Origin of the sequence: Nocardia cyriacigeorgica, assembly GCF_005863245.1 — a bacterium.
In the GTDB taxonomy this organism is placed as follows: domain Bacteria; phylum Actinomycetota; class Actinomycetes; order Mycobacteriales; family Mycobacteriaceae; genus Nocardia; species Nocardia cyriacigeorgica_C.
In genome coordinates this window covers 155,903-178,735 of the sequence record NZ_VBUT01000012.1, presented here as the reverse complement: position 1 = coordinate 178,735, position 22,833 = coordinate 155,903, and the positions used below count along the sequence as shown (strand labels likewise).

Annotated in this window: 23 protein-coding genes and 1 pseudogene; 16 read left to right on the top strand and 8 right to left on the bottom strand. The window is 67.5% G+C overall.

Annotated features, from left to right (window positions below):
* Window positions 1-113 precede the first annotated feature (113 nt).
* From FEK34_RS26465 to FEK34_RS26450, 4 genes and pseudogenes are all read left to right on the top strand, one after another.
* Window positions 114-1,296: pseudogene (locus FEK34_RS26465) on the top strand (NAD(P)/FAD-dependent oxidoreductase).
* Window positions 1,293-2,204 carry an RNA polymerase sigma-70 factor gene (locus FEK34_RS26460; protein ID WP_138452134.1) on the top strand — a complete coding sequence of 304 codons (912 nt, stop codon included), beginning with the start codon at window positions 1,293-1,295 and terminating at the stop codon, window positions 2,202-2,204. Before FEK34_RS26465 ends, FEK34_RS26460 begins: the two are co-directional and overlap by 4 nt.
* A 6-nt stretch (window positions 2,205-2,210) precedes the next feature.
* Window positions 2,211-2,813 carry a DoxX family protein gene (locus tag FEK34_RS26455; RefSeq protein ID WP_138452132.1) on the top strand — a complete coding sequence of 201 codons (603 nt, stop codon included), beginning with the start codon at window positions 2,211-2,213 and terminating at the stop codon, window positions 2,811-2,813.
* 35 nt (window positions 2,814-2,848) lie between these two features.
* Window positions 2,849-3,346: an allene oxide cyclase barrel-like domain-containing protein gene (locus FEK34_RS26450; protein WP_138452130.1), complete on the top strand. Its 498-nt coding sequence runs from the start codon at window positions 2,849-2,851 to the stop codon at window positions 3,344-3,346.
* 83 nt (window positions 3,347-3,429) lie between these two features.
* Here the strand turns inward: FEK34_RS26450 and FEK34_RS26445 are convergent, their stop codons facing one another.
* Both FEK34_RS26445 and mmsB read right to left on the bottom strand, forming a co-directional pair.
* Window positions 3,430-4,914, bottom strand: a complete 1,485-nt coding sequence (locus tag FEK34_RS26445) for a CoA-acylating methylmalonate-semialdehyde dehydrogenase (protein ID WP_138452128.1) — start codon at window positions 4,912-4,914, stop codon at window positions 3,430-3,432.
* Window positions 4,915-4,940: 26 nt separating this feature from the next.
* The gene (gene mmsB / locus FEK34_RS26440; protein ID WP_138452126.1) at window positions 4,941-5,834 is read right to left on the bottom strand and encodes a 3-hydroxyisobutyrate dehydrogenase; all 894 of its coding nucleotides are present in this window, start codon (window positions 5,832-5,834) and stop codon (window positions 4,941-4,943) included.
* Between the two features lie 146 nt (window positions 5,835-5,980).
* On the opposite strand from mmsB, the gene FEK34_RS26435 reads away from it, so the two are divergent.
* The 9 genes from FEK34_RS26435 (at window position 5,981) to FEK34_RS26400 (ending at window position 13,588) form a co-directional block, all read left to right on the top strand.
* On the top strand, window positions 5,981-6,913 hold the full coding sequence (locus FEK34_RS26435) for a LysR family transcriptional regulator (protein WP_432760990.1): 933 nt from the start codon (window positions 5,981-5,983) through the stop codon (window positions 6,911-6,913).
* 87 nt (window positions 6,914-7,000) lie between these two features.
* Entirely contained in the window at window positions 7,001-7,828 is an 828-nt protein-coding gene (locus tag FEK34_RS26430; RefSeq protein WP_138452124.1) for an ABC transporter permease, read from the top strand.
* Window positions 7,821-8,642, top strand: a complete 822-nt coding sequence (locus tag FEK34_RS26425; RefSeq protein WP_138452122.1) for an ABC transporter permease — start codon at window positions 7,821-7,823, stop codon at window positions 8,640-8,642. The genes FEK34_RS26430 and FEK34_RS26425 overlap by 8 nt, the downstream gene beginning before the upstream one ends.
* Window positions 8,643-9,620 (top strand): ABC transporter ATP-binding protein, encoded by a 978-nt coding sequence (locus FEK34_RS26420; RefSeq protein ID WP_138452120.1) that lies wholly within the window; start codon window positions 8,643-8,645, stop codon window positions 9,618-9,620.
* Between the two features lie 213 nt (window positions 9,621-9,833).
* Entirely contained in the window at window positions 9,834-9,992 is a 159-nt protein-coding gene (locus FEK34_RS30235) for a hypothetical protein (RefSeq protein ID WP_171048411.1), read from the top strand.
* A 27-nt stretch (window positions 9,993-10,019) separates the two neighbouring features.
* The gene (locus FEK34_RS26415; RefSeq protein ID WP_138452118.1) at window positions 10,020-10,505 is read left to right on the top strand and encodes an excalibur calcium-binding domain-containing protein; all 486 of its coding nucleotides are present in this window, start codon (window positions 10,020-10,022) and stop codon (window positions 10,503-10,505) included.
* Window positions 10,506-10,551: 46 nt separating this feature from the next.
* Window positions 10,552-10,977, top strand: a complete 426-nt coding sequence (locus tag FEK34_RS26410; RefSeq protein WP_138452116.1) for a hypothetical protein — start codon at window positions 10,552-10,554, stop codon at window positions 10,975-10,977.
* Window positions 10,978-11,249: 272 nt separating this feature from the next.
* Entirely contained in the window at window positions 11,250-12,350 is a 1,101-nt protein-coding gene (locus tag FEK34_RS26405; RefSeq protein WP_249359642.1) for a PLP-dependent cysteine synthase family protein, read from the top strand.
* Window positions 12,347-13,588, top strand: coding sequence for an MFS transporter (locus FEK34_RS26400; protein ID WP_138452114.1), 1,242 nt, complete (start codon window positions 12,347-12,349; stop codon window positions 13,586-13,588). The genes FEK34_RS26405 and FEK34_RS26400 overlap by 4 nt, the downstream gene beginning before the upstream one ends.
* 61 nt (window positions 13,589-13,649) lie before the next feature.
* Here FEK34_RS26400 and FEK34_RS26395 read toward each other — a convergent pair whose 3' ends face one another.
* The 5 genes from FEK34_RS26395 to FEK34_RS26375 form a co-directional block, all read right to left on the bottom strand.
* Window positions 13,650-14,375, bottom strand: coding sequence for a DUF4389 domain-containing protein (locus FEK34_RS26395; protein ID WP_138452112.1), 726 nt, complete (start codon window positions 14,373-14,375; stop codon window positions 13,650-13,652).
* Window positions 14,376-14,549: 174 nt separating this feature from the next.
* Window positions 14,550-14,870: a hypothetical protein gene (locus FEK34_RS26390; protein ID WP_036534317.1), complete on the bottom strand. Its 321-nt coding sequence runs from the start codon at window positions 14,868-14,870 to the stop codon at window positions 14,550-14,552.
* Between the two features lie 241 nt (window positions 14,871-15,111).
* A complete protein-coding gene (locus FEK34_RS26385) occupies window positions 15,112-15,456 on the bottom strand; it encodes a hypothetical protein (RefSeq protein WP_138452110.1) in 345 nt (114 codons plus the stop codon).
* On the bottom strand, window positions 15,457-16,641 hold the full coding sequence (locus tag FEK34_RS26380) for a fatty acid desaturase family protein (protein WP_138452108.1): 1,185 nt from the start codon (window positions 16,639-16,641) through the stop codon (window positions 15,457-15,459).
* A 20-nt stretch (window positions 16,642-16,661) separates the two neighbouring features.
* The gene (locus FEK34_RS26375) at window positions 16,662-17,720 is read right to left on the bottom strand and encodes a ferredoxin reductase (protein ID WP_138452106.1); all 1,059 of its coding nucleotides are present in this window, start codon (window positions 17,718-17,720) and stop codon (window positions 16,662-16,664) included.
* A 181-nt stretch (window positions 17,721-17,901) separates the two neighbouring features.
* Between FEK34_RS26375 and FEK34_RS26370 the strand changes: the two genes are divergently transcribed.
* Window positions 17,902-18,510 carry a TetR family transcriptional regulator gene (locus FEK34_RS26370; RefSeq protein ID WP_249358059.1) on the top strand — a complete coding sequence of 203 codons (609 nt, stop codon included), beginning with the start codon at window positions 17,902-17,904 and terminating at the stop codon, window positions 18,508-18,510.
* A gap of 69 nt (window positions 18,511-18,579) precedes the next feature.
* Here the strand turns inward: FEK34_RS26370 and FEK34_RS26365 are convergent, their stop codons facing one another.
* Complete coding sequence (locus FEK34_RS26365; protein WP_138452102.1) at window positions 18,580-19,932, bottom strand: MFS transporter; 1,353 nt, start codon at window positions 19,930-19,932, stop codon at window positions 18,580-18,582.
* 249 nt (window positions 19,933-20,181) lie between these two features.
* On the opposite strand from FEK34_RS26365, the gene FEK34_RS26360 reads away from it, so the two are divergent.
* Both FEK34_RS26360 and FEK34_RS26355 read left to right on the top strand, forming a co-directional pair.
* Complete coding sequence (locus FEK34_RS26360) at window positions 20,182-20,754, top strand: PadR family transcriptional regulator (RefSeq protein ID WP_138452100.1); 573 nt, start codon at window positions 20,182-20,184, stop codon at window positions 20,752-20,754.
* A 21-nt stretch (window positions 20,755-20,775) separates the two neighbouring features.
* The gene (locus FEK34_RS26355) at window positions 20,776-22,812 is read left to right on the top strand and encodes an NADPH-dependent 2,4-dienoyl-CoA reductase (RefSeq protein ID WP_138452099.1); all 2,037 of its coding nucleotides are present in this window, start codon (window positions 20,776-20,778) and stop codon (window positions 22,810-22,812) included.
* Window positions 22,813-22,833 lie beyond the last annotated feature (21 nt).

The following is a 22,833-nucleotide window of genomic DNA, read 5'->3' as shown; positions in this document are numbered from 1 at the left end:
CACGCGAACATTGCCGAGACCTCCCGAGGCTGTGGTCTCCTCCTGCGCGTGCGATGTGTGCCACGTCACGTCACGTAGTGTCACGTTCGACGGGTCTGCGGTGTCTTGGAGGCATGCCTGAACACAGCACACCGAACAAGGTTGTCGTGATCGGCGGTGGCTATGCCGGGAGCGCTCGCGGCCAATCGGCTGCGGGTGCGCGCCGGCTTGGACATCATGCTGATCAATCCGCGCGCAAAGTTCGTCGACCGGGTCCGGCTGCACCAGTTCGTTGCCGGTACCGGGGAGGCCGAGGTCGACTACGGCACGCTGCTCGCCGACGAGGTCGAGTTGGTCGTCGACAGTGCCACGCGCATCGACACCGCCGCACGCACAGTGGAGCTGGCGTCCGGGGGCACGCTGGACTACGACTACATCATCTACGCGGTCGGGAGCACCGGCTCGACTCCATCCGTGCCGGGCGCGTCCGAATTCGCCTACTCCATCGCCGAATTCGAGTTCGCCCAGCGGCTGCGCGCCAGGCTCGACGAGGTGCCGCCCGACGCTGCGATCACCGTCGTCGGCGGCGGGTTGACCGGCATCGAGACGGCTGCCGAACTGGCCGAACGAGGACGAGCGGTCACGCTGATATGCGGCAGCACCCTGGCACCGACGTTCGGTGCGCCAGGGCGCCGGTCCATCGCCACCTGGTTGTCCCGCCACGGTGTCACGGTGCTCGAGGACGACGAGGTGGCCGAGGTAAGGCCGGACGCGGTCGTCCTCGCCGGCGGTGTCGAGCGAACGAGTGCGCTCACCATCTGGGCAGCCGGTTTCGGTGTGCCCGATCTGGCCCGGGCCAGCGGGCTGCGCACAGACTCGCTCGGCCGGCTGCTCACCGACGAAACGCTGACCAGCCTCGACGACGACAGGATCGTCGCCGCGGGCGATGCGGCGGCGCCCTCGGGTCTGCCCTTGCGGATGAGTTCGTACGCCGCCGGGCCATTGGGCGCGCAGGCCGTCGACACCGTGCTGAGCCGCATCGCCGGCGCCGAGCCTGCGGCGCTCAGCGTGGCTTTCTCGGGGGCGTGTGTGAGTCTTGGGCGGCGCAGCGGTGTCCGCCAACTCGCACGCAAGGATGACACCCCGGTGAAGGCCTATATCGGCGGCAGGCCCGGGGCTGCGATCAAGGAACTGACCTGCAGGCTCGGCGTGTCGAAGATTCGCCGCGAGGCCCGCAAACCCGGTTCCCTGATCTGGCCGAAGGGCGGCACCCGGCCCGGGCAGTCGGCCGCAGCACAGAACGTCACCGCGCCATGACCGCCGACGAGCACGCCGAGCGGTTCACCCTGTTGCGGCCGCTGCTGTTCACCATCGCCTATGAGGTACTCGGCTCGGCGACGGAGGCCGATGATGTCTTGCAGGACAGCTACCTGCGGTGGGCGGAAGTAGACCTGGCGACAGTGCGGGATACCAAGTCCTACCTGGCGCGGTTGGTGACCCGTCAATCGCTGAACACGCTGCGGACCAGCGCACGTCGGCGCGAGGACTACGTCGGTCCCTGGCTGCCCGAGCCTGTGCTGCTCGCCGAGAACGACGCATCGGCCGACGTGGTGCTCGCCGAGTCGGTGTCCATGGCGATGCTCGTGGTGCTCGAGACACTCACGCCGGACGAACGCGTGGTGTTCGTGCTGCGTGAGGTATTCGGCTTCTCGCACGACGACATCGCCTCCGCGGTAGGCAAATCCGTTGCAACGGTGCGGCAGGCCGCTCACCGGGCCCGCAAGCACGTGCAGGCCAGGCGCAGGCGGTTCGAACCCGCCGACACCGCGACGAGCGCCCGGATCACCGAGCAGTTCATGGTGGCGGCCGCGACCGGTGATCTGCACGGACTGCTGTCGCTGCTGGCGAAGGACGTCACCCTCATCGCCGACGGCGGCGGCAAGGCCGCGGCGGCCCGCCGTCCGGTGGTGGGCGCGGAGTCGGTGGCCGCACGCCTGGTGAGCCTCTTCCCCAAGGGACGGGCACTGCCTGGCCTGCGGATCGAGACGGTCCAGTGCAACGGCGCGCCCGCGCTGGTCGCCTACCGCGGAGACCAGCTGGAGGGCGTGTTCCTGCTCGAGATCACCGGCGACCAGATCACCAATATCTATGCCGTCCGCAATCCGGACAAGCTCCGCACCGTGACAGTGCCACGCCGGCTCAGCCGGCAGCGGGAAGCAAGGTGAACCGACATGCCAACTCCGACCGGCACTCGACGATCCGCGACCGGCGAGAAACCGGCCGCCGTCGCACCGAACCGCAGTAACCGAATCCGGCTCATCGCCTATTGGGTCACCACTTTCGTGATTCTCGCGGAACTGCTCGCCGGAGCGGCGTGGGACCTTTTCACGATCGACTGGATGGAAGACCAGCTGGACCATCTCGGATACCCGGACTACTTCGCCTACATCCTCGGGGTATGCCACGTCGCTGCCGCCATCACGATCGCGGTCCCCGGTTTCGGGCTGGTCAAGGAGTGGGCCTACGCCGGGGTCTGTTTCATGTGGTCGGGTGCCGCGGTGTCGTATCTGGCACTCGGCGACGCGCCTGTGTCATGGGCGCCGCCGCTGATGTTCGTCGCGTTCGCCGTCGCGTCGTGGGCTCTGCGGCCGGCCGGGCGGCGAGCCGGCGGACATGCCACGGATCGGCCGCGAGCCCATCCTCGCGAATGGACCGCGTCGATCGGGCTCCTCGTCGCACTTTCCGCCGTCTCGTTGCTCACGCTGCCCATCACCGCCGACATAACGAGCGACTGGGCGGTCGAGCGCGGCTGGGTCGACGAACAGCGGCCATGAAGAACTTGTCACTAACGCACACACAGGAAGACCGAATGCACCTCAACGAAAAACGCACTACCTCAGTCCTCCTGCGCCTCGGTGCCGTGTCGCTCATCGCCGCCGTCGCCTGCGGCTGCGGCACGAGCGGCGACGAGACGCAGAAACCGGCGGAGGAACAGGTCGAAGTCATCGAACTCCAGGTTCAGAACACCCAGTACGCGGCTCTCGATCTCGGCCCAGCGGGTCTGAGCCTCGGCGATATGGACGTCTACTCCGGCAACGCGATACGCGACGGGCGCCAAGTAGGACAGGGTGGCGGGTCGTGCCAAACCCTGCATGTCGAGGGCGATCACGTGTTGATGCAGTGCGTCATCACCATGGAACTCGAGCGCGGATCCGTGACAATGCAGTCCACCTGGACCAGAGGAGCGAGTCCACTCGACATGGCCATCACCGGCGGCACCGGCGAGTACCGCAACGCGCGAGGCACAGTTCGCTTCTGGGACATCGCCACTCCGAACGAACGAGTGCGTGCCGAGGTCATCCGGTGAGCCGACGGTGAATCACCTGACGGACCAACGTGTCCGGCCGACTGCCTGCCCGCCGCTTCATTCCGGCGGGCAGGCAGTCGGATTCAGGAGTTGGTGGGGAACCCCAGATTGACCTGACTTTCCGAGGGTTCCGGCCAGCGCGTGGTGACGACCTTGCTGCGGGTGTAGAAGTGGATGCTTTCCGGGCCGTAGATGTGGGTGTCGCCGAACAGCGACTTCTTCCAGCCGCCGAAGGAGTAGGCGCCGATGGGGACCGGGATCGGGACGTTGACGCCGACCATGCCGACCTCGACGTCGAATTCGAACTGGCGGGCGGACTTGCCGTCGCGGGTGAAGATGGCGACGCCGTTGCCGTAGTAGTTGGCGTTGACCAGGTCGACGGCTTCCTGATAGTTGCCGACCCGCACGACGGCGAGGACCGGGCCGAAGATCTCGTCGTCGTAGACCTTCATCCCGGGGCGCACCTCGTCGATCAGGCTGACGCCGATGAAGAATCCGTCGGAGTCGAATACCTGCTGACGGCCGTCGACCACGACCTTCGCGCCTTCGGCGGCCGCGCCTGCCACATAAGCGGCGACCCGGTCCCTGGCTTCGCGGGTGATCAGCGGACCCATCTCCGAGGCCGGATCCGAACCCGGCCCGATCCGCAGTGCCCGCACCCGGTGGGTGATCTTGTCGATCAGCGGGTCCGCGACCTCGCCGACCGCGACCAGCACCGACACCGCCATGCACCGCTCACCGGCGGATCCGTAGGCGGCCGAGACCGCCGCATCGGCGGCGGCGTCGAGGTCGGCGTCGGGCATGACCACCATGTGGTTCTTCGCCCCGCCGAGGGCCTGCACCCGCTTGCCCTTGTCGGAGGCGCGGCGGTAGATGGTCTCGGCGATGGGCGTGGAGCCGACGAAACTCACCGCGGCGACGTCGCTGTCGTCGATGAGCGCGTCGACGGCCTCCTTGTCGCCGTGCACCACATTCAGCACACCGTCCGGCAGCCCTGCCTCGCTGAACAGTTCGGCGATGAACACCGCCGCCGACGGGTCCTTCTCGCTCGGCTTGAGAATGACGGTATTGCCGCAGGCGATGGCCGAGGACACCATCCACAGCGGCACCATCGCGGGGAAGTTGAACGGGGTGATGCAGGCGACCACGCCGACCGGCTGCTTCACCTGATGGACGTCGACCCCGCCGGCAACCTGTTCGGAGTAGTCGCCCTTGAGCAGATGGGTGAGCCCGGCGACGAATTCGACGTTCTCCACGCCACGGGCGATCTCGCCCGCCGCGTCGGCGACGGTCTTGCCGTGTTCGGCGGAGATGATCTTCGCCAGTTCCTCGCGCCGTTCGCCGATCAGATGGCGCAGCCGGAAGAACACATCGGAGCGCTTGATGAGGCTGGTGGCGCGCCAACCCGGCAGGGCGTTCTTGGCGATCTGGACGGCGTCGGCGACATCCGGCGCGGAGGCGAAGACGACCTCGGCGGTCTGCGCACCGGTGGCGGGGTCGAAGACCGGGCCGGTCCGTAGGCCGGTGTCGATGCGTTTGCCGTTGAGGTAGTGCGGAATGCGGTTCATGGTCTGTGTCTTTCGGAGTTGGACGATCAGGCGATGGTGTCGTCGATGTGCTTGATGATCAGCGTGCAATCGCGGTCGCCGAGACCGCTGTCGACGAGGTCTTGGAGCTGGCCGGCCACGATGCTCGCCGTCGGCAGCGGGGTGCCGGTGGATTCGCCGGCGCGCAGCGCCAGGCCGATGTCCTTGTTGGCCAGGCTCGCGGCGAAGGTCGGATCGAAACCGTTGTTGGCTGCGGAGGTTTCGACGATCCCGGGTACCGGATACCAGGTGCGCAGCGCCCACGAATCGGCCGACGACACCGAGGCCACATTCCAGAACACCTGCGGGTCGAGCCCGAGCCGCTGGGCCAGCACCGCACCTTCGGCACAGCCGGCGAGGTTGATCAGCAGCATCATGTTGTTGCAGATCTTGGCGGCCTGACCGGAGGTGGCACCGCCGGTGCGAATGATGTTGCGGCTCATCGGTTCGACGAGTTCGGCGGCGGCGTCCACGGCGTCGGGTTCGCCGCCGAGCATGAAGGTGAGCGTTGCGGCGGCGGCGCCGCTGATACCGCCGGAAACGGGAGCGTCGACGAAGCGGAAGCCTCGCTCACGCGCCATCTCGTGCAGGGCGGCCGCGGTGTCGATGTCGATGGTGGAGCTGTCGACCAGCAGCGCCGACGAATCCGCTCGGGCGAGCACCCCGTCGGGCCCCTCGTACACCGCGCGGACGTTCTCACCCTTGGGCAGCATGGTGAAGACGGCGTCGACGCCGCGCACTGCCTCGGCGATCGACGCACACGGCTTCACGCCCTTCGCGGCCGCGGCGGAGAGCGCGTCGGCGTTCAGGTCGTAGCCGTGGACGGTGTGCCCCTTGGCCACCAGATTCGCCGTCATGGGGTGGCCCATATGCCCGAGGCCGATCCACGCGATAGTTGCCATGTCGAGCTCCATCCTGATGTCGATTGGCATGAGATGAGTGATGCACGCCACGCTATGGGACCCGGCGCATGGATATCAATGCAGTTCGCAACCCACTTTTGCAGCAAGGTGCTGCAAATTTGCAGTCGCCGTGGTGAGATCGCTGTATGACCGCAGAGCGACGAAACATGGCCGCGGGCCAGCCCAACCCGGATGATCTGCTGGTCATGCTGGCCGTCGCGCGGCTCGGCAAATTCTCCGCGGCCGCCGATGCGCTCGGGGTGAACTCGACCACGGCGTCGCGGCGCATCGCCGCACTCGAGAAGGCCATGGGCGGACGGGTACTCGTGCGCGGATCGGGCGGGTGGGAACTCACGGAGTTGGGTCGCGGCGCCCTGGTCGTGGCCGAGGAGATCGAGCGATCCTTGCAACAGTTGGCCACGCCGGCACAGGCCGCCCGCGACGGGGTGAGCGGTCTGGTGCGGATCGCGGCCTCGGACGGTTTCGCGGTCCGCTTCGCCGTGCCTGCCCTGGCGCGGCTGCAAGAAAATCATCCGCGACTGTCGGTGGAGTTGATCAGCGCCACCCGGCGGGTGCGCCAGAACCGGTCGGGCGTGGATCTGGAGATCGTGGCGGGCCGCCCCGACGTCCATCGCGCCATCGCCCGTTTCCTGACCAACTACTACCTCGGCCTGTACGCCAGTGACACCTATCTGTCCCGCCACGGCAGCCCGACCGCACTGGCCGATCTCGCCGACCACCGCCTGATCTACTACATCGAATCCGCTTTGCAGGTCGACGAATTGGATCTGGCCGCCAAACTCCTGCCACAGCCCGCCACCAGTTTGCGTTCGACCAGCGTGTTCGCCCATGTCGAAGCCACGGTCGCGGGGGCAGGAATCGGCATCCTCCCGGTATATCTGGCCGACGAACGACCCCAGCTGCGCCGGCTGCTGCGGGAGGAATTCAATCCTGAGATTTCGTATTGGTCGGTCGCGCGGGAGGAGTCGTTGCGTAGCAACGCAGTTCGCGCGGTGCTCGCCGCGTTGCGCAGCGAGGTCGAATCACGGTCGGCGGAGTTGCACGGACTCCCCAGCTGAGCGCTCCGGCCTACCGTTTCCTTCCGTCGAACCCGCCCGGCAGGTAGAGTTATACGCTTGTGCCTCGGCATCGGGAGGGGGTTCGCTGTGCTCACTAGTGCGCTGGATCTGCGCAGGTCATCTGCGGTGTACTGGTATCTGGCGGTGGCCGGTTTCCGGCGGCAATGGCAGTACAAACTGGCCATGTTCGCGGGCCTGTTCACCAACTGTGTCTTCGGGTTCGTCCGCGCGGCGGTGATGGTGGCCGCGGTCGGGGCGGCGGGCAGTTTCGGCGAGTACGACGCCGCGAGCATCGCCGCCTACGTGTGGATATCGCAAGGTCTGCTCGGCGCGGTTCAATTCATGGGCCCGAGTTCGGAATTGCGTGATCGCATTCGCGACGGCGATATCGCGATCGATTTCCTGCGCCCGGTGGACGTGCAACTCGGTTATCTGGCAGCGGATCTGGGTCGCGCCGCCTGCACCCTGGTACCGCGCGGGGTGCCGAGCGTCCTGGTCGGGGCGCTGACCTTCGGAGTGACGATGCCCACCACGTTCGGCCCCTATGTCCTGGGAGCCATCAGTGTGGTGCTGGCCGTAGCGGTGTCGTTCCTGTGCTTGTTCGCCGTGGCCACCACCGGTTTCTGGGTGGTGGAGACGCGCGGAATCGAAATCCTGTACCGCACCTGCGCGGTGTTCCTGGCCGGCCTGGCCGTACCGATCCACACGTTTCCCGACTGGCTGCGCACCGTCGCGAACGCGACCCCGTTTCCGTCGATCCTGCAAGCTCCGGTCGATGTGCTGTCGGGCCGGGTGCTGGGGATCGACGCGCTCGCGGTCGTCGGCATCCAGTTGTTCTGGGTGGTGGCGATCGGTGCGCTCGGTCAGATGCTGCTGCGCGCGGGACGACGCAGACTCGAGGTGCAGGGTGGCTGAACGAACCGCGGCCGGCACCTGGCTCACCCCCTATCGCGCGGTCCTGCGTTCGCGCCTGGACTCCCAGCGCAGCTACCGGCTCTCCTTCGCCAGCGACCTGTTCGGCTCACTGCTGCTCGGGTTGGCCGAATTCGGCGAGGTCTGGGTGATCTTCGGCAGCGGCCGAGTACTCGGCGGGCTCGACCTGGACGGCGCGTTACTGCTGTTCGGGCTGAGCAATACCGCGTTCGCGCTGGCCCAGGTGCTGTTCGGGCATCTCGACCAACTGCCGACGCTGATCCGGCTCGGCACCCTCGACATCTACCACCTGCGCCCGCAACCGCTGCTGCTGCAACTGATCACCGGCGATATCGCGTTGCGCCGCTTCGCCCGCGCGATCGTCTCGATCGCGGTGCTGATCATCGGGCTGGCCCGCAACGATATCGACTGGTCGCTCGGCTCGATCGTGCTGCTGGTGACGGCCATGGTGAGCGCCATCGCGCTGTTCGGCGGGTTGTTCGTCTGCGCGGCAGGCTGCCAGTTCTACCTGATCGACGGCTCCGAACTCACCAACAGCTTCACCTACGGCGGCGTGTTCGCCGCCACCCAGCCCGCGTCGGTGTTCCCACCGCCGCTGCGGCTGCTGTTCGGCTTCGCCATTCCGGTCGCGTTCACCGCCTACCTGCCGACCATCGCCCTGCTCGGGGTCCAGGGCCCGGCATTCCTGCCCGCCTGGCTCGCCTGGCTGACACCGCTGGCCGCGCTGTGGGTATGGCTGATCGCGCTCGGCACATGGCGGCTCGGCACCAGGCACTACCAGGGAGGCGGCGGCTAGATGAACGACGGGCCGATCATCGAGATCGAGAACCTGACACGGCAATTCGTGGTGCGCCGCAAGGACGGCGACCGCTGGCGCAGGCGCCGGGAAGTGCTCACCGCCGTCGACCGGATGAGCTTCCGCGTCGAACCCGGCGCCGCGGTGGGCTACATCGGCGCCAACGGTGCGGGCAAATCCACCACCATCAAGATGCTGACCGGCATCCTGGTGCCGACCTCCGGCCATGTGCGGACCTGCGGTCTCGAGCCGGTGCGCCAGCGCAGGCAGCTGGCGAGCCGCATCGGTGTGGTCTTCGGCCAGCGGTCGCAGCTGTGGTGGGATCTGCCGCTGCGCGAATCGTTTTCGATTCTGTCCGCGATCCACCGGCTCGACCCCGAGATCGCCCGCAAACGCACCCATGAGCTGGTCGAGCAGCTGGAGATGAGCGACACCCTCGATACCCCGGTGCGTCAGCTGTCACTGGGCCAGCGCATGCGCGCCGAGGTGGCGGCGGCGTTGCTGCACTCCCCCGACCTGGTGATCCTGGACGAGCCGACCATCGGACTAGATGTGCTGTCCAAGCAGCGGTTGCGCGAATTCCTGCGCGATGAACGCACGCAGCGCGGCACCACGCTCTTGCTGACCACGCACGATATGGGCGATATCGAGCGGCTCTGCGATCGCGTGCTGGTGGTCGATCACGGCAGCCTGGTCTACGACGGGACGCTGGCCGGTCTGGGCGCGACCGTCGGCGCGCGGCGGGTGCTGGTGGTGGACTTGGCCGAAGCGACACCGGATCTGCGCGATCTGCCCGGTGCCACGCTGGTGTCCAGCGAGGGCGGCGGGGTGCGGCAGCGGCTGGCCTTCGACGCCGAAACCACCACCGCCGCCTCTCTTCTGGCCGCGGTGTCGGAACGGGCGGAGGTGCGCGACCTGTCCATCGAGGAGCCCGAGATCGAGGACATCGTGCGCCGGATCTACCAGTCCGCCCGCTGACCGCACGGCACACACGCAGGCATACGACACGCGGGCGCGACACGTAACACCACAGGTAGCCGGGTGGATGAAGGGGTGAACGCGAGCACCTCTCGCGCGAGGAACGAATACCGGCACGGCAACCACCGCGCCGCAGCACGGACCTGCCCTCGACGACATCCGGTGACATACGGGCACCGGATGGTCGAGCCCGTCCGGTCATGAAGGTGAACGATGACGACGATAGCGCTGCTCGCGGCGATGATGCTCGCGTTGCTGATCGGCATAGCACTCGGGATCCACACCGCCCGTGACGAACACCGGGCCGGTACCCTCCGTGGTCGATATTGCCGTAAGCGCTCGCGTCGTCGATACTGGCTGACGTTCGCCTGATCCGAAAACCTTTGGGGGGAGCCGATCATGGTCAAATCCCGGCCTGTGCTCGTCATACTCGGCGCGTTGCTCGCCGCCGTTCTGGTGCTGTCGATGACCGGGTGCGGTTCGAGTAAGAAACGCCGCTCGTCGAGCTCCTCGCACGGCGCGGCGGCCACCAGCACGCAGGCCTACCAGAACTGCCAGCAGGTATGGGACGCCGGCAAGGCCCCGCTGCGGCGCGGCAGCGCCGGCTACACCACCCAGCTCGATCAGCTCGACGGCAAGAACGACGGCCTCGCCTGCGCCGACCGCCCGGCCGCCACCTCGACCACCAAGCGCGTGATACCGGGAGCGGCCACCCAGCCCGCGCCCACCCCGGCGCCGAAACCGGACTCGGGTGGTTCCGCGCACCCGGGCACCACCCAGACGCCCAAGCACACCTCCAGCGGAGGTTCCGACAGCCGCAACCGCTCGGGCACCGGCACGGGACGTTCCGGGTCGGGCAGCCGCTCCGGTTCCAGCCGCCGCTGACGAGCCGGACTTCCCAGCACCGACGCCGGTTGTACTATCGGCAGACGTGACCACCTACGCGATACGTACCCCGGGTATCCGGGTCGTTGTCGCGTTCCTGTTCGCGGTCTGGTCGATCGCGATGTCGCTGCCGGAATGCCACGTGTTCCCGGCGCACCCGTCGGCGGTCGTGCATCCCCACATCGAGTCCACCGATCCCGGCGTCGCGACCCCCGAGGCGGTGCGGGCGCTGGCGATCCCGCATCCGCACGCCGGTGAGCCGGATCGGCATCTGCCCACCGAAGCGGTGCTCGCCACCCTTCCTCGCAGCGGCGTCAGCCTGTTCGACCTGCTGGTTCTCGCGGCGCTGCTGATCGTCGCACTCTCGTTGACGGCCGCGCTCGCCCACGGCGTGCGTGCGCCCCCGCCCAGCGTCGTACCGGCCCACAGCGGCCGGGACATACTCACTCGATTCTGTATCGCCAGGAACTGACCGGTCAGCGTCAGGCCGATGCTGCCGGGCCGGCCGGTGTTCGTGCATTCCGCACTCACACCTGTTCGCTGCGATCAGCGACCGCACAGAATCGACTGTTCATCATGTCTTCTGCACTGCACAGTGCTGCCCTGTCCGCTGCCGCGCTCGCCGGCGCGGAAACCGGTCCGCTGCGGCCGGTCCCCTCGCACCCCACCGCACCCCGCGTGCCCGACACCCTCAGCCCCGCCGCCCTGCTGACCACGGCGAACCGCTGCCCCCGGCCTGCGACGATGGTCGGCAACACCCCGGTCCTGTGGATCACCGAACCGCTCGCGCCGGCCGGCCGAGGGTTCTGGGCGAAACTCGAGGGCGCCAATCCGGGCGGCATGAAGGACCGCACCGCCCTGCATATGGTCGAGCGCGCCACCGCGCGGGGCGAGCTGGCGCCGGGCGCCCAGATCATCGAATCCACCAGCGGCACGCTCGGTCTCGGCCTCGCGTTGGCCGGGATGGTGCACGGTCACCCCGTCACCGTGGTCACCGATCCCGGGCTGGAGCCGTTGATGCGCCACATGCTCGCCGCCTACGGCGCGCGGGTGGAGCTGGTCGATGAACCGCATCCGGTCGGCGGCTGGCAGCAGGCCCGCCGTGACCGGGTCGCGCAGCTGCTGGCCGAGGACCCGGCGGCCTGGTGCCCGGACCAGTACCGCAATCCCGATAACCGGGAGGCCTACCGTTCGCTTGCCCTCGAGCTGGTGGCGCAGCTGGGCCGGATCGACGTGCTGGTCTGCTCGGTGGGCACCGGCGGCCATTCGGCCGGGGTGGCGCGGGTGCTGCGCGAGTACTTCCCGGATCTGCGGCTCGTCGGGGTCGATACGGTGGCCTCCACCATCTTCGGCCAGCCCGCCGGCCTGCGGCTGATGCGTGGGCTCGGTTCCAGCATCCATCCCGAGAATGTCGACTACGACGCGTTCGACGAAATCCATTGGGTCGCACCGGCGGAAGCGGTGTGGGCCTGCCGCGCGCTGACCGCGACCCACCATGCCAGCGGCGGCTGGAGTGTGGGGGCCGTCGCGCTGGTGGCCGGCTGGCTGGCCCGCACCAGCGACGCCCACGTCCGCGTCGCCGCGGTGTTCCCGGACGGTCCGCTGCGCTACTTCGACACCGTCTACAACGACGACTATTGCCGGGAACACGGCTTGCTCGACGCCGCGATTCCGGACGAGCCCGCCACCATCGGCCACCCGCACGACGCGGTCGTCACCAGCTGGACTCGGTGCACCACCGTGGTCGATCCGCGCGCGAGCGCCGGCCGGACGTCCACCCCACACGGTGCCACCGCGTCGGAGATCGACCTGCGCCACGACAACACCAAGGAGAGCATCCGGTGACCGAGTTCCTCGCCACCTATCGCAGTTTCAACAAGCCGAGCCGGATGCTGATGATCAATCAGTTCGCTATCAACACCGGCTTCTTCATGCTGATGCCGTATCTGGCCGGGTACATGGCGGGCCCGTTGGGGCTGGCGGCCTGGGCGGTCGGGCTGGTGCTCGGCATCCGCAATTTCAGCCAGCAGGGCATGTTCCTGGTCGGCGGCACGCTGGCCGACCGGCTCGGATACAAGCCGTTGATCGTCGCGGGATGCCTGTTGCGCACGGGCGGATTCGCGCTGCTGGCCTTCGCCGATTCGCTACCGGCCATGCTCATCGCCTCGGCCGCGACGGGATTCGCGGGCGCCCTGTTCAATCCGGCAGTGCGGGCCTATCTCGCGGTGGACTCCGCCGATCGGCGGGTCGAGGCCTTCGCCATGTTCAACATCTTCTACCAGGCCGGGATCCTGTTCGGGCCGGTGGTCGGACTGGCGTTGATGGCCTTCGATTTCCGGGCCACCGCCGCCGGATCGGCGATCGTTTTCGCGCTGCTGACCGTCGCCCAGTTGCGCGCGCTGCCACAGCACGCGGCGGAGCAGAAGACCGCGTCGGTGCTCGACGATTGGCGCGTCGTCCTGGCCAATCGGCCGTTCCTGCTGTTCTCCGCGGCCATGATCGGCTGTTATGTGCTGTCGTTCCAGGTGTATCTGGCGCTGCCGATGCAGGCGACAAGGGTCGTCGGAGCCGAGGCCGCGGCCACGCTGATGACGGCGGTGTTCGTGGTGTCGGGTCTGATCGCCATCGCGGGCCAGTTGCGGATCACCCGCTGGTTCGCCGCGCGCTGGGGACGGCCGCAGAGCCTGGTCCTCGGCATGGGCATCCTGGCGGCCGCGTTCGTGCCGTTGCTGCTGGTACCCGGCACCGGGCTCGGCACGCCGGTCGCGATCGGCGCCATGCTGCTGACGGCAGCGGTGCTCGGTGTCGGCGCGGCGGCGGTGTTCCCGTTCGAGATGGACACCGTGGTCGCGCTGTGCGGTGACCGGCTGGTGGCCACCCATTACGGGCTGTACAACACCATCGTCGGCGTCGGGATCCTGCTCGGAAATCTCGGCACCGGGACCATTCTGGACGCGGCCCGCGCGGCGGGAGTCAGTTCGCTGGCCTGGGCCGGCCTGATCGCGATCGGCGCGGTCTCGGCGGGCGGGCTGGCCCTGCTCGCCCGGGCCGGCCGGTTGGACGCGCCTGTTCCGGTCGGCTGACACACCAGTGGGTGGTGTGCACGGGATTCCGCGCACACCACCCACCGGCCGCGACAAGCGATTACTTCATGGCGCTCGGACCGTCCGGCATACCGGGCTCACGGGCACCCTGGTCGAGCCGGAACGGCGGATACTCGTCGCGCATCAGCGAGGCGTACGCCTGTACACGCAAAGCCCAGCGCTGAATGCCGACGACGAAATCGAACAGGCCACCGGGGTAGCGCGCGGTGAACAGCAACGCGATGACCGCGAAGAACACCAGCAGGCCGAGCAGCGGCGGCGCGTAGGCACCCGACCAGTCGTCGTCATCCCAGCCCATCGGCACCCAGGTACCGCTCACCATGGCCCCGACCAGCAAATAGTGCGGGATCGCCAGCAACCACCACTTCACCAGCACCAGGCCGCGGTGCAGGCGTTCGGGGTAGTCGACGACGACGTCGGCCGGGTAGTCGGGCTTCGAATCGAGTGAGAACGGCGGGTATTTGTCGGTACCGAGCACACCCCACGCATAGAAGCCGACCCGCCAGGACCAGCGCATCACACCGACATTGAATTCGAACAGCGCCCGCGGGTACCGCCCGGTGAACAGAATCGCGAAGAAAGCGATGATCGTGACGATCGCGTAGGCGATGTGCAAGAAGAACAACACGATGTAGTGCGGAATGGCGAGAATCCACTTCACCAGCCACATCCACCGTGACAGCCCTGGGTCGAGATCGCCGCGGACGTAGACGGGATAGCCGGATGTCGCGGGTACGCCGGTATTCTCGGGATTGCCGGGTTGCATGTCGACACTCCTTCACCAAAGGTCGGAGAGCGGGACGGCACACAGGCCGTTATGTGGTGATTGTGTCCCACCACGGCTACGACTTCGGCAACGTTGCGGTACCGACACGCCAACAAATCGTTCGCCGGATGAACGACCCTGCCGGCACCGGCTTTCCGGAACGGAAATCCGGCGTCAGTGCGGCGCTTCGCCGTGCGCGGAGTACAGACTGATATCGCCGTCCTCGCCGAGGAAGGCGTTGACCAGCATGATGCGATCCTCGCGCAGCACATCGGGTTCGGGCGCGCTGGTGGTGATGGTGATCTGCGGAATCGACGACCAGTTCACGACATAGCGTTGCGGCGGGCCCGCGTCGTCGGAGAGCCGGGCCAGCCGGAACACCGATACCGTTTGGCGCAGCATGAGATCGCGGATGACCTCGGCGATTCGCTCGGGGTCTTCCAGCGCGAACATGAAGCCGAATGTCAACTCGGGCGAGGACACGTAGGCGGGCACAAACTCCGAGGCTAGCCCATGGAGGTTCGCTGTGCAGGCACTACGCGCGGGCGGTTGCCGCGGATGCGCCGGGCCCAGAACGGCCGATCAGGAAGCGGCGGACAAGCAAGCGGCAGTGCATATGCGCGAATGGCAGCGCGCGGATCGCACCGGCGCCGAGGGGTGTCCGTCCCAGTCGGACCCTCGGCGCCGGCGCTGCCATCCACGGGGTTCGCCGCGATGGTGGTCGGCAGACCCGCGGCTAGCGCGGGCCGTCGGACTCCGGTTCGACGATCTCGGCCTCGACGTAGCTCGCCGGTGGCGCGTCGGCGGCGAATCGAGGATCGTCGGCCGGATCGGCGATCCGCGGTTCGGCGTCGAACCCCGGATCGTCGGCGTCGGCCTCGACCGGGCCCGCGGCGGCGTCGCGCTTGGCCGCGGCCGCCGCCTCGTTCATTTCGATCGCGTCGGTGATCCACTCACCGATCTCCCGGGTGACCTCCTGGACGGTGCCGGTGATGATGGTGGCGATATTGCCGACATGCCGGGCGCCGGAGGACGTCAATTCCTGGATCAGATCTTTGTTGGCTTCGAATTTCCCGATCATTTACACGCCCACTTCGGTAGCCTTCCGCTGTCGCATCACGATAACACCGGGGGCCTTTCGCTTCCGTAGTACAGCGGGCAGCAGACCGGCGAAACGGGATTCGAGCAGACTCGGCGGCAGGGCCAGCTGGAAAATCTTCACCCACACCGAAGCGATCTGCTTACTGAACGGCCCGGTGTTGTACGGGAGGCCATATTTCTTGCACAGCTCTTCGACCTCCGGCGCCATCTCCGGGTAACGGTTGGCGGGCAGGTCGGGGAACAGGTGATGCTCGATCTGATGCGACAGGTTGCCCGACATGATGTGGAACAGTTTGCTGCCGGTGATGTTGGCCGAGCCGAGCATCTGCCGGACATACCACTCGCCGCGGGTCTCGAACTCGGTCTCCTCCTCGGTGAACGTCTGTACGCCCGAGGGGAAGTGTCCGCAGAAGATGATCGAGTACGCCCACAGGTTGCGGATCAGGTTCGCGGTGAAGTTGCCCGCCAGCGTGCTGACGAACAGCGGCCCGGTCAGCGCCGGGAAGATGACGTAGTCCTTGAGCACCTGGCGCCCGGACTTACGCAGCTGCCCCTTGATCAGCGGCTTCAGATCCGACCACTTGCGCTTGCCCTGGATGATGTTCTCGGCCTCCAGGTCGTGCAGCATCACGCCCCATTCGAAGAAGACCATCAGCAGGAACGCGTACAGCGGGTTGCCCAGGTAGTACGGATTCCACTTCTGGTCCTCGTCGATGCGCAGGATGCCGTAGCCGATGTCGCGGTCGCGCCCGTGGATGTTGGTGTAGGTGTGGTGCATGTAGTTGTGCGAATGCTTCCACTGGTCCGCCGGGCAGACCGTATCCCATTCGAACACACGGGAATTGAGGCCTTGTTCACGCATCCAGTCGTACTGGCCGTGCATGACGTTGTGGCCGATCTCCATGTTGTCCAGGATCTTCGACACTCCGAGCGCGGCGACGCCGGCCAGCCAGAACGGCGGCAGGAAACCCAGATACATCAGGCCGCGGCCGGCGACCTCGAAACCACGCTGCGCCTTGATGATCGAGTAGATGTATTCGCGGTCGCGTTCACCGAGGTCGGCGACGATGCGGTCGCGCAGCTCGTCGAGCGCGCGGCCGATCTCCTCGACCTGCTCCGGCGTGAGGATGAGTGGTCCGTCCTTGGTCTCGGTCAGAATGGTCATCGGTTGCTCCCCTTCAGTTGTCAGATGTCGATGTCGACGTCGCCGACGGCGGCGCTGACACAGAGTTGGATGGGCTGATCGGGATCGGCGTCGGTCTCACCGGTGCGCAGGTTGCGCGTGCAGCCGATGCGCCGGACGGCGGTGCAGGAGAAGCAGATACCCATCCGGCAGCCGTATTCGGGGTTCAGCCCGGCGGCTTCGGCTTGTTCGAGCAGGCTCTCGCCGGTGTTGTCGGCGCTGACGCCACTGGCGGAGAAGGTGATCGTGCCGTGCGCGTCGGCGGCGTCGACCGGCGCCACCGATACCGTGAATTCCTCGGTGTGCAGGCGTTCGCCGAGCTGTTCGGCGTCGAACACGCGGCGCACCGAATCCATCAGCGGGCCGGGCCCGCACAGGTAGGTGTGCGCGTCGGCGAACCACGGTGCGGTCCGCTCGAGTTCGTCGTAATCGAAGGCGCTGCCGTCCAGTTCCGGATAACGCATCTGTAGTGACACGTTGGGATGGGCGGCGGCGATGGCGGCCAGTTCCGCGCGGTGCGGAACGTATTCCGGCGAGCGGGCGTAGTGCAGGAACACCACCGGGCCGGTGTAGCCCTCGTCGGTGAGGGTGCGCAGCATCGACAGTACCGGCGTGATGCCGCTGCCGCCGCTGATCAGCAGGACTCGCTCGGGCCGCTGCTCGGGCAGGTGGAACACCCCGGAGGCGGGCGCCAGGTCCACCACGAGGCCCGGCTCGGCGGCCCGGTGCAGGTACCGCGAGACCAGGCCCTCCGGGTGCACTCGAATGGTCAGGTCGATGCGACGGTCGCGCTGGTGCTGCGAGTTCACCGGTGAATAGCAGCGGGTGTGGCGTACGCCGTCGATGACGACGCCGATCTGCACGAACTGCCCGGCCAGGAAGCCGGACCACTGGCGCGTCGGCCGCAGCGACAGCGAGACCGTTCCCGGCACCGAACGGTCCACCCGCACGATCTCCGCCCGCATTTCCCTGGCGGTGAGCATGGGGCGCACCAGCTCCAGATAGCGGTCGAGCGGATGCGGTGTGGTCAGGGTCTGCACCAGATTGATGAGATCCACCATGCGGTTTCTCCGTGCCTGTCGTTGGTCACACTCGGCAGTCGAGCCCGAGACAAATTTCAGTGTACGTCTGTACACTCAATAGTGTGACTGATGACCGGGGATGGATGTCAACCAGCAGCTGGTGTGACCCGAACTACATCTGGAGAAAGAGCACATGGTGAACGGATGTATGCTCACCGTGATGAGTGAGCAGGCGGAAACTCGGGTCGAGCGCAAAGAGCGCACGCGACGGGCGCTGCTGGACGGAACCCTCGCGCTCGCCGCCGATCGCGGGTTCGCCGCGCTCAGCCTGCGCGAGATCGCCCGTTCGGCGGGCATCGTGCCCACCGCGTTCTACCGGCATTTCGCCTCACTGGACGATCTGGGCGCCACCCTCGTCGACGAAGGCGTCAAGGCCCTTCGACTGGCGTTGCGGCAATTGCGCCGCCGCCCGGACGCGCAGCTGTCGGAGACGGTGCGTTTCGTCTTCGATCAGGTCGCCGACAAGCGAGAACTGTTCGGATTCCTCACCCGTGAGCGCCGCGGCGGGTCGGCCGCACTGCGTCAGGCGATCGCCACGGAAATGCAGCTGATCGTGCGCGAACTGGTGGTCGACTTCTCCCGGATCAGCGCGCTGGATTCCTGGTCGTCGGACGATCTCGAGCTGGCGGCCGACCTGATCGTGTCCACCGTGGCCGACGGCATCGCCGATTATGTCGCCGCCGCACCGCGCGATCAGCAGAGCACGATCGACCGCACGGTGTACCAGGTCCGGCTCATCGCGCTGGGCATGGGCGTCTGGAAGCCGTAGGCGGCCCGTCCGGCCGGGTCACGGCGGGCACAGGCACCCTCGGCGAACCCCGGTGGGCATCGGCGCTTCTCACCCGTTCGCATCTTCGGCGATACCCGCCGACCCCGGCACCGGGTCCGGCCCAGGAACCGCGAGCAGGGCGAGTAGCCCGAGCGCGAGCACCACGAGCAGGCCGACGATGCCCGCCCGGTCGGTGGCGAACGCCCACGCGAAGAATCCGAACAGCATCGGCGCCAGGAACGAGACCGCCCGGCCGGTGGTGGTGTAGAGGCCGAACAGCTGACCTTCCCGGCCCGCGGGCGCGAGCCGGGCCAGGAACGAGCGGGCCGAGGATTGGGCCGGCCCGACGAACACCGTCAGCATCAGCCCGAACACCCAGAACATGACCGGGCCCGACACCACGAGCAGCACCGTGCCGCAGATGATCATCGACACCAGCGACACCACGATCACCCGTTTCGGGCCGACGCGGTCGTCGAAGCGGCCGGCGACGATCGCGCCGAGTGCCGCGACCACATTGGCGGCGATGCCGAACAGCAGCACATCGGCGTCGGCGATGCCGTACACACCGACCGCCAGCACCGCACCGAAGGTGAACACCCCCGCCAGCCCGTCGCGGAAGATCGCGCTGGCCAACAGGAATCCGACCGTGCGCCGGTCGGCGATCCACAACTCACGCAGGTCGCGCCACAGCACCCGGTAGGAACCGAGGAAGCCTGCGCTCTCCGCACCGGGGTCGGCACCGGTGCGCACCACCTCGGGCACCGCGAACAGCACCGGCAACGCGAACGCGGCGAACCAGACCGCGGCCAGCACGGCGACCAACCGGATATTGAGGCCGTCGTCGGTGGGGATGCCGAACAGTCCGCGCCGGTCGCCGTCACCGGCGATGAAGCCGAGATAGCAGATCAGCAGCAGCAAGATGCCGCCGAAATAGCCCATGGCCCAGCCGAATCCGGATACCCGGCCCACCGTGGCCGGGGTGGAGACCTGGCGCAGCATGGCGTTGTAGGGCACATTGGCCAGCTCGAAGCAAGCCGAGCCGAAGCCGAGCAGGACCAGCCCGAGCCACAGATCGCGGTAGTCGTCGTGCACGAAGAACATCGCGGCCATCGCGGCGACGGTCAACGCGGTCAGCGCACCGAGAGACCGTTTACGGCTGGCGGTGGCATCGAAGCGCTGCCCGCTGACCGGCGCGGTCAGCGCGACCACCAGCCCGGCGATGCCGAGCGCCCAGCCCAGCCAGGCTCCGGCCGAGATATCGCCGGGCAGATCGTCGCCGACGCTGTCGGTCAAATACACCGAGAAGACGAAGGTCAAGATGACGGCGTTGAACGCGGCCGAACCCCAGTCCCACAGCCCCCACGCCACCACCTGCCCGCGCCCGGTCCCCGCCTCACCGCGCACGTCGACCTCGCTCATACCGCGCACCCTAATCGAGATGAACTCATGCGGCCCGATCTTCCGGTCGCGCCTCACGCTTCGATGCTGACACGCACCTGAGCAAGGCCGATGGTGTCCGACTCGAGCCTGTGATCATGGGCCGCATGGCCGGACACCCGTCGCCGTCGAGTCGCCATACGCTGGACGGGCTCGGCTGCGGATCGATGGCCTCACCGCCTCTATGCACCTAGTTGCATAGTACTTGCGGTCTCGGATACCCTGTGTGGCATGGCTCTCGAGCATGCCCTGCTGGTCTCGCTGACCGAACGCGCCGGGTCCGGATACGAACTGGCCCGGCGATTCGACAAGTCGATCGGCTATTTCTGGAGCGCCACCCATCAGCAGATCTATCGCGTGCTGCGCCGCATGGAGGAATCCGGCTGGCTGCACAGCGAATCGGTGGCCCAGGAGGGCAGGCCGGACAAGAAGGTCTACGCGGTGAGTGAGGCCGGGCGCGCGGAACTGGCGCGCTGGATCGCCGAACCCACCGAACCCGAACGCGAACGCAACGAATTCTTCGTCAAGGTGCGCGCGGCCGCCTACGGCGATCTGGACGCGCTGCTCACCGAGGTCGCCCGGCGCCGCGACGAACACCTGCGCCAACTCGAGCTGTACCGGCTCATCGAGAAACGAGACTTCCCGGCACCGGATCAGCTCACCGGTACCGGGCTGCACCAGTACCTGGTGCTCCGCGCGGGCATCCGCAAGGAGCTCGGGTCCGCCGAATGGTGCGACGAGGTCCTGCAAGCCCTGCGACCCGACACTCCGCCCTCGCGCCCGACAGCCCCGGGTGCGGACTGAGGTAAGAAAGCGAGCCCGCTCGTGCGATCGACCAGTTATCCCCACCTGTTCGAGCCCCTCGATCTCGGCCACACCACTTTGCGCAATCGCGTGATCATGGGGTCGATGCACACCGGCCTCGAGGACCGGGCCTGGGACACCAACCGCCTCGCCGCCTATTTCGCCGAACGCGCGCGCGGCGGCGTCGGGCTCATCATCACCGGCGGCTACGCGCCCAACCGCACCGGCTGGCTGCTGCCCTTCGGCGCCAAACTCACCAACAAGACCGAGGCCTACCGCCATCGCGTCATCACCCGCGCGGTGCACGCCGAGGGCGCCAAGATCGCCCTGCAGATCCTGCACGCGGGCCGGTATTCCTATATGCCCGGCAGCGTCTCGGCCTCCTCGATCAAGGCGCCGATCAACCCGTTCCGCCCGCGCAAGCTCTCGGCCAAGGGCGTCGAGCAGACCATCGACGATTACGCGCGCTGCGCTCGGCTGGCGAAGTTCGCCGGCTACGACGGCGTCGAGATCATGGGTGGTGAAGGCTATTTCATCAACCAGTTCCTCGCCCCGCGCACCAATAAGCGCACCGACAAATGGGGCGGATCGCCGGAGAACCGGCGACGGCTAGCGGTCGAGATCGTGCGCCGCACCCGGGCCGCGGTGGGCGACGACTTCATCATCATCTTCCGGTTGTCGATGGCCGAGCTGGTGGAGAAGGGCCAGACCTTCGACGAGATCGTCGCGCTGGCACAGGAACTCGAGGCCGCCGGCGTCAGCATCCTCAACACCGACATCGGCTGGCACGAGGCGCGGGTGCCGACGATCGTGACCTCGGTGCCGCGCGCGGCCTTCGTCGAGTTCACCGCCAAGATCACCGCGAAGGTGAACATCCCGGTCTGCGCGTCGAACCGGATCAATATGCCCGAGATCGCCGAGGAGATCCTCACTCGCGGGGACGCCCAGCTGGTGTCGCTGGCCCGGCCGTTCCTGTCGGACCCGGAATGGGTCAACAAGGCCGCCCAGAACCGCGTCGACGAGATCAACACCTGCATCGCCTGCAACCAGGCCTGCCTCGACCACGCCTTCCAGCACAAGACCGTGTCCTGTCTGCTCAACCCGCGCGCCGGGCACGAAACCGAGCTGAAACTGCTGCCGACCCGGCGCAGCAAGCGCATCGCGGTGGTCGGCGCGGGGCCCGCGGGTCTCTCGGCGGCGGTGAACCTGGCCGAACGCGGGCATCGGGTGGAGCTGTTCGAGGCCGACGACAAGATCGGCGGCCAATTCGACATCGCCCGCCGCATCCCGGGCAAGGAAGAGTTCGACGAATCCATCCGGTACTTCACCCGCAAACTCGAAATCACCGGCGTCACCGTTCACCTCGGCAAGCGCGCCACCGCGGCCGAGCTCATCGACGGCCGCTACGACGAGGTGGTGCTGGCCACCGGTGTGCGCCCGCGCATCCCGAACATCCCCGGCATCGACCATCCGATGGTGCTGACCTACGCCGAGCTGGTGCGGGAGGAGAAGCCGGTCGGCAAGCGGGTCGCGGTGATCGGCGCCGGCGGCATCGGCTACGACGTCAGCGAATTCCTCACCGTCGACGGCCATCCCACGCTGAAACTGGACGAATGGAAGCAGGAGTGGGGCGTCGATTCGGTCGATGAGCAGGTGCGCGGCCAGCTCGCCACGCCTGTCCCCTCCCCCGCGGCGCGCGATGTGGTGCTGCTGCAACGCAAGTCGGGCTCGTTCGGCAAGAGCTTGGGCAAGACCTCCGGATGGGTGCATCGGGCGGCGCTGAAAGCCAAGGGCGTCGAGCAGATCGGCGGCGTCAACTACGAGCGCATCGACGACAACGGCCTGCACATCAGTTTCGGGGAGAAGCGTGAACGTCCTCGGCTGATCCCGGTGGACAATGTCGTCATCTGCGCGGGCCAGGAGTCGGTGCGCGACCTGGAAGACGAGCTGCGCGCCGCGGGGGTGAACCCGCACCTGATCGGCGGCGCCGAACTCGCCGCCGAACTCGACGCCAAGCGCGCGATCGATCAGGGCACCCGCCTGGCCGCCCGGCTCTGACACGCCCCAGGTGGTGAGTGG

Coding starts and splice junctions, on each gene's coding strand:
- FEK34_RS26460 (WP_138452134.1), top strand. CDS start 1,293: ATGACCGCCGACGAGCACGCCGAGCGGTTCACCCTGTTGCGGCCGCTG.
- FEK34_RS26455 (WP_138452132.1), top strand. CDS start 2,211: ATGCCAACTCCGACCGGCACTCGACGATCCGCGACCGGCGAGAAACCG.
- FEK34_RS26450 (WP_138452130.1), top strand. CDS start 2,849: ATGCACCTCAACGAAAAACGCACTACCTCAGTCCTCCTGCGCCTCGGT.
- FEK34_RS26445 (WP_138452128.1), bottom strand. CDS start 4,914: ATGAACCGCATTCCGCACTACCTCAACGGCAAACGCATCGACACCGGC.
- mmsB (WP_138452126.1), bottom strand. CDS start 5,834: ATGGCAACTATCGCGTGGATCGGCCTCGGGCATATGGGCCACCCCATG.
- FEK34_RS26435 (WP_432760990.1), top strand. CDS start 5,981: ATGACCGCAGAGCGACGAAACATGGCCGCGGGCCAGCCCAACCCGGAT.
- FEK34_RS26420 (WP_138452120.1), top strand. CDS start 8,643: ATGAACGACGGGCCGATCATCGAGATCGAGAACCTGACACGGCAATTC.
- FEK34_RS30235 (WP_171048411.1), top strand. CDS start 9,834: ATGACGACGATAGCGCTGCTCGCGGCGATGATGCTCGCGTTGCTGATC.
- FEK34_RS26415 (WP_138452118.1), top strand. CDS start 10,020: ATGGTCAAATCCCGGCCTGTGCTCGTCATACTCGGCGCGTTGCTCGCC.
- FEK34_RS26405 (WP_249359642.1), top strand. CDS start 11,250: ATGGTCGGCAACACCCCGGTCCTGTGGATCACCGAACCGCTCGCGCCG.
- FEK34_RS26395 (WP_138452112.1), bottom strand. CDS start 14,375: ATGCAACCCGGCAATCCCGAGAATACCGGCGTACCCGCGACATCCGGC.
- FEK34_RS26385 (WP_138452110.1), bottom strand. CDS start 15,456: ATGATCGGGAAATTCGAAGCCAACAAAGATCTGATCCAGGAATTGACG.
- FEK34_RS26380 (WP_138452108.1), bottom strand. CDS start 16,641: ATGACCATTCTGACCGAGACCAAGGACGGACCACTCATCCTCACGCCG.
- FEK34_RS26375 (WP_138452106.1), bottom strand. CDS start 17,720: ATGGTGGATCTCATCAATCTGGTGCAGACCCTGACCACACCGCATCCG.
- FEK34_RS26370 (WP_249358059.1), top strand. CDS start 17,902: ATGAGTGAGCAGGCGGAAACTCGGGTCGAGCGCAAAGAGCGCACGCGA.
- FEK34_RS26365 (WP_138452102.1), bottom strand. CDS start 19,932: ATGAGCGAGGTCGACGTGCGCGGTGAGGCGGGGACCGGGCGCGGGCAG.
- FEK34_RS26360 (WP_138452100.1), top strand. CDS start 20,182: ATGGCTCTCGAGCATGCCCTGCTGGTCTCGCTGACCGAACGCGCCGGG.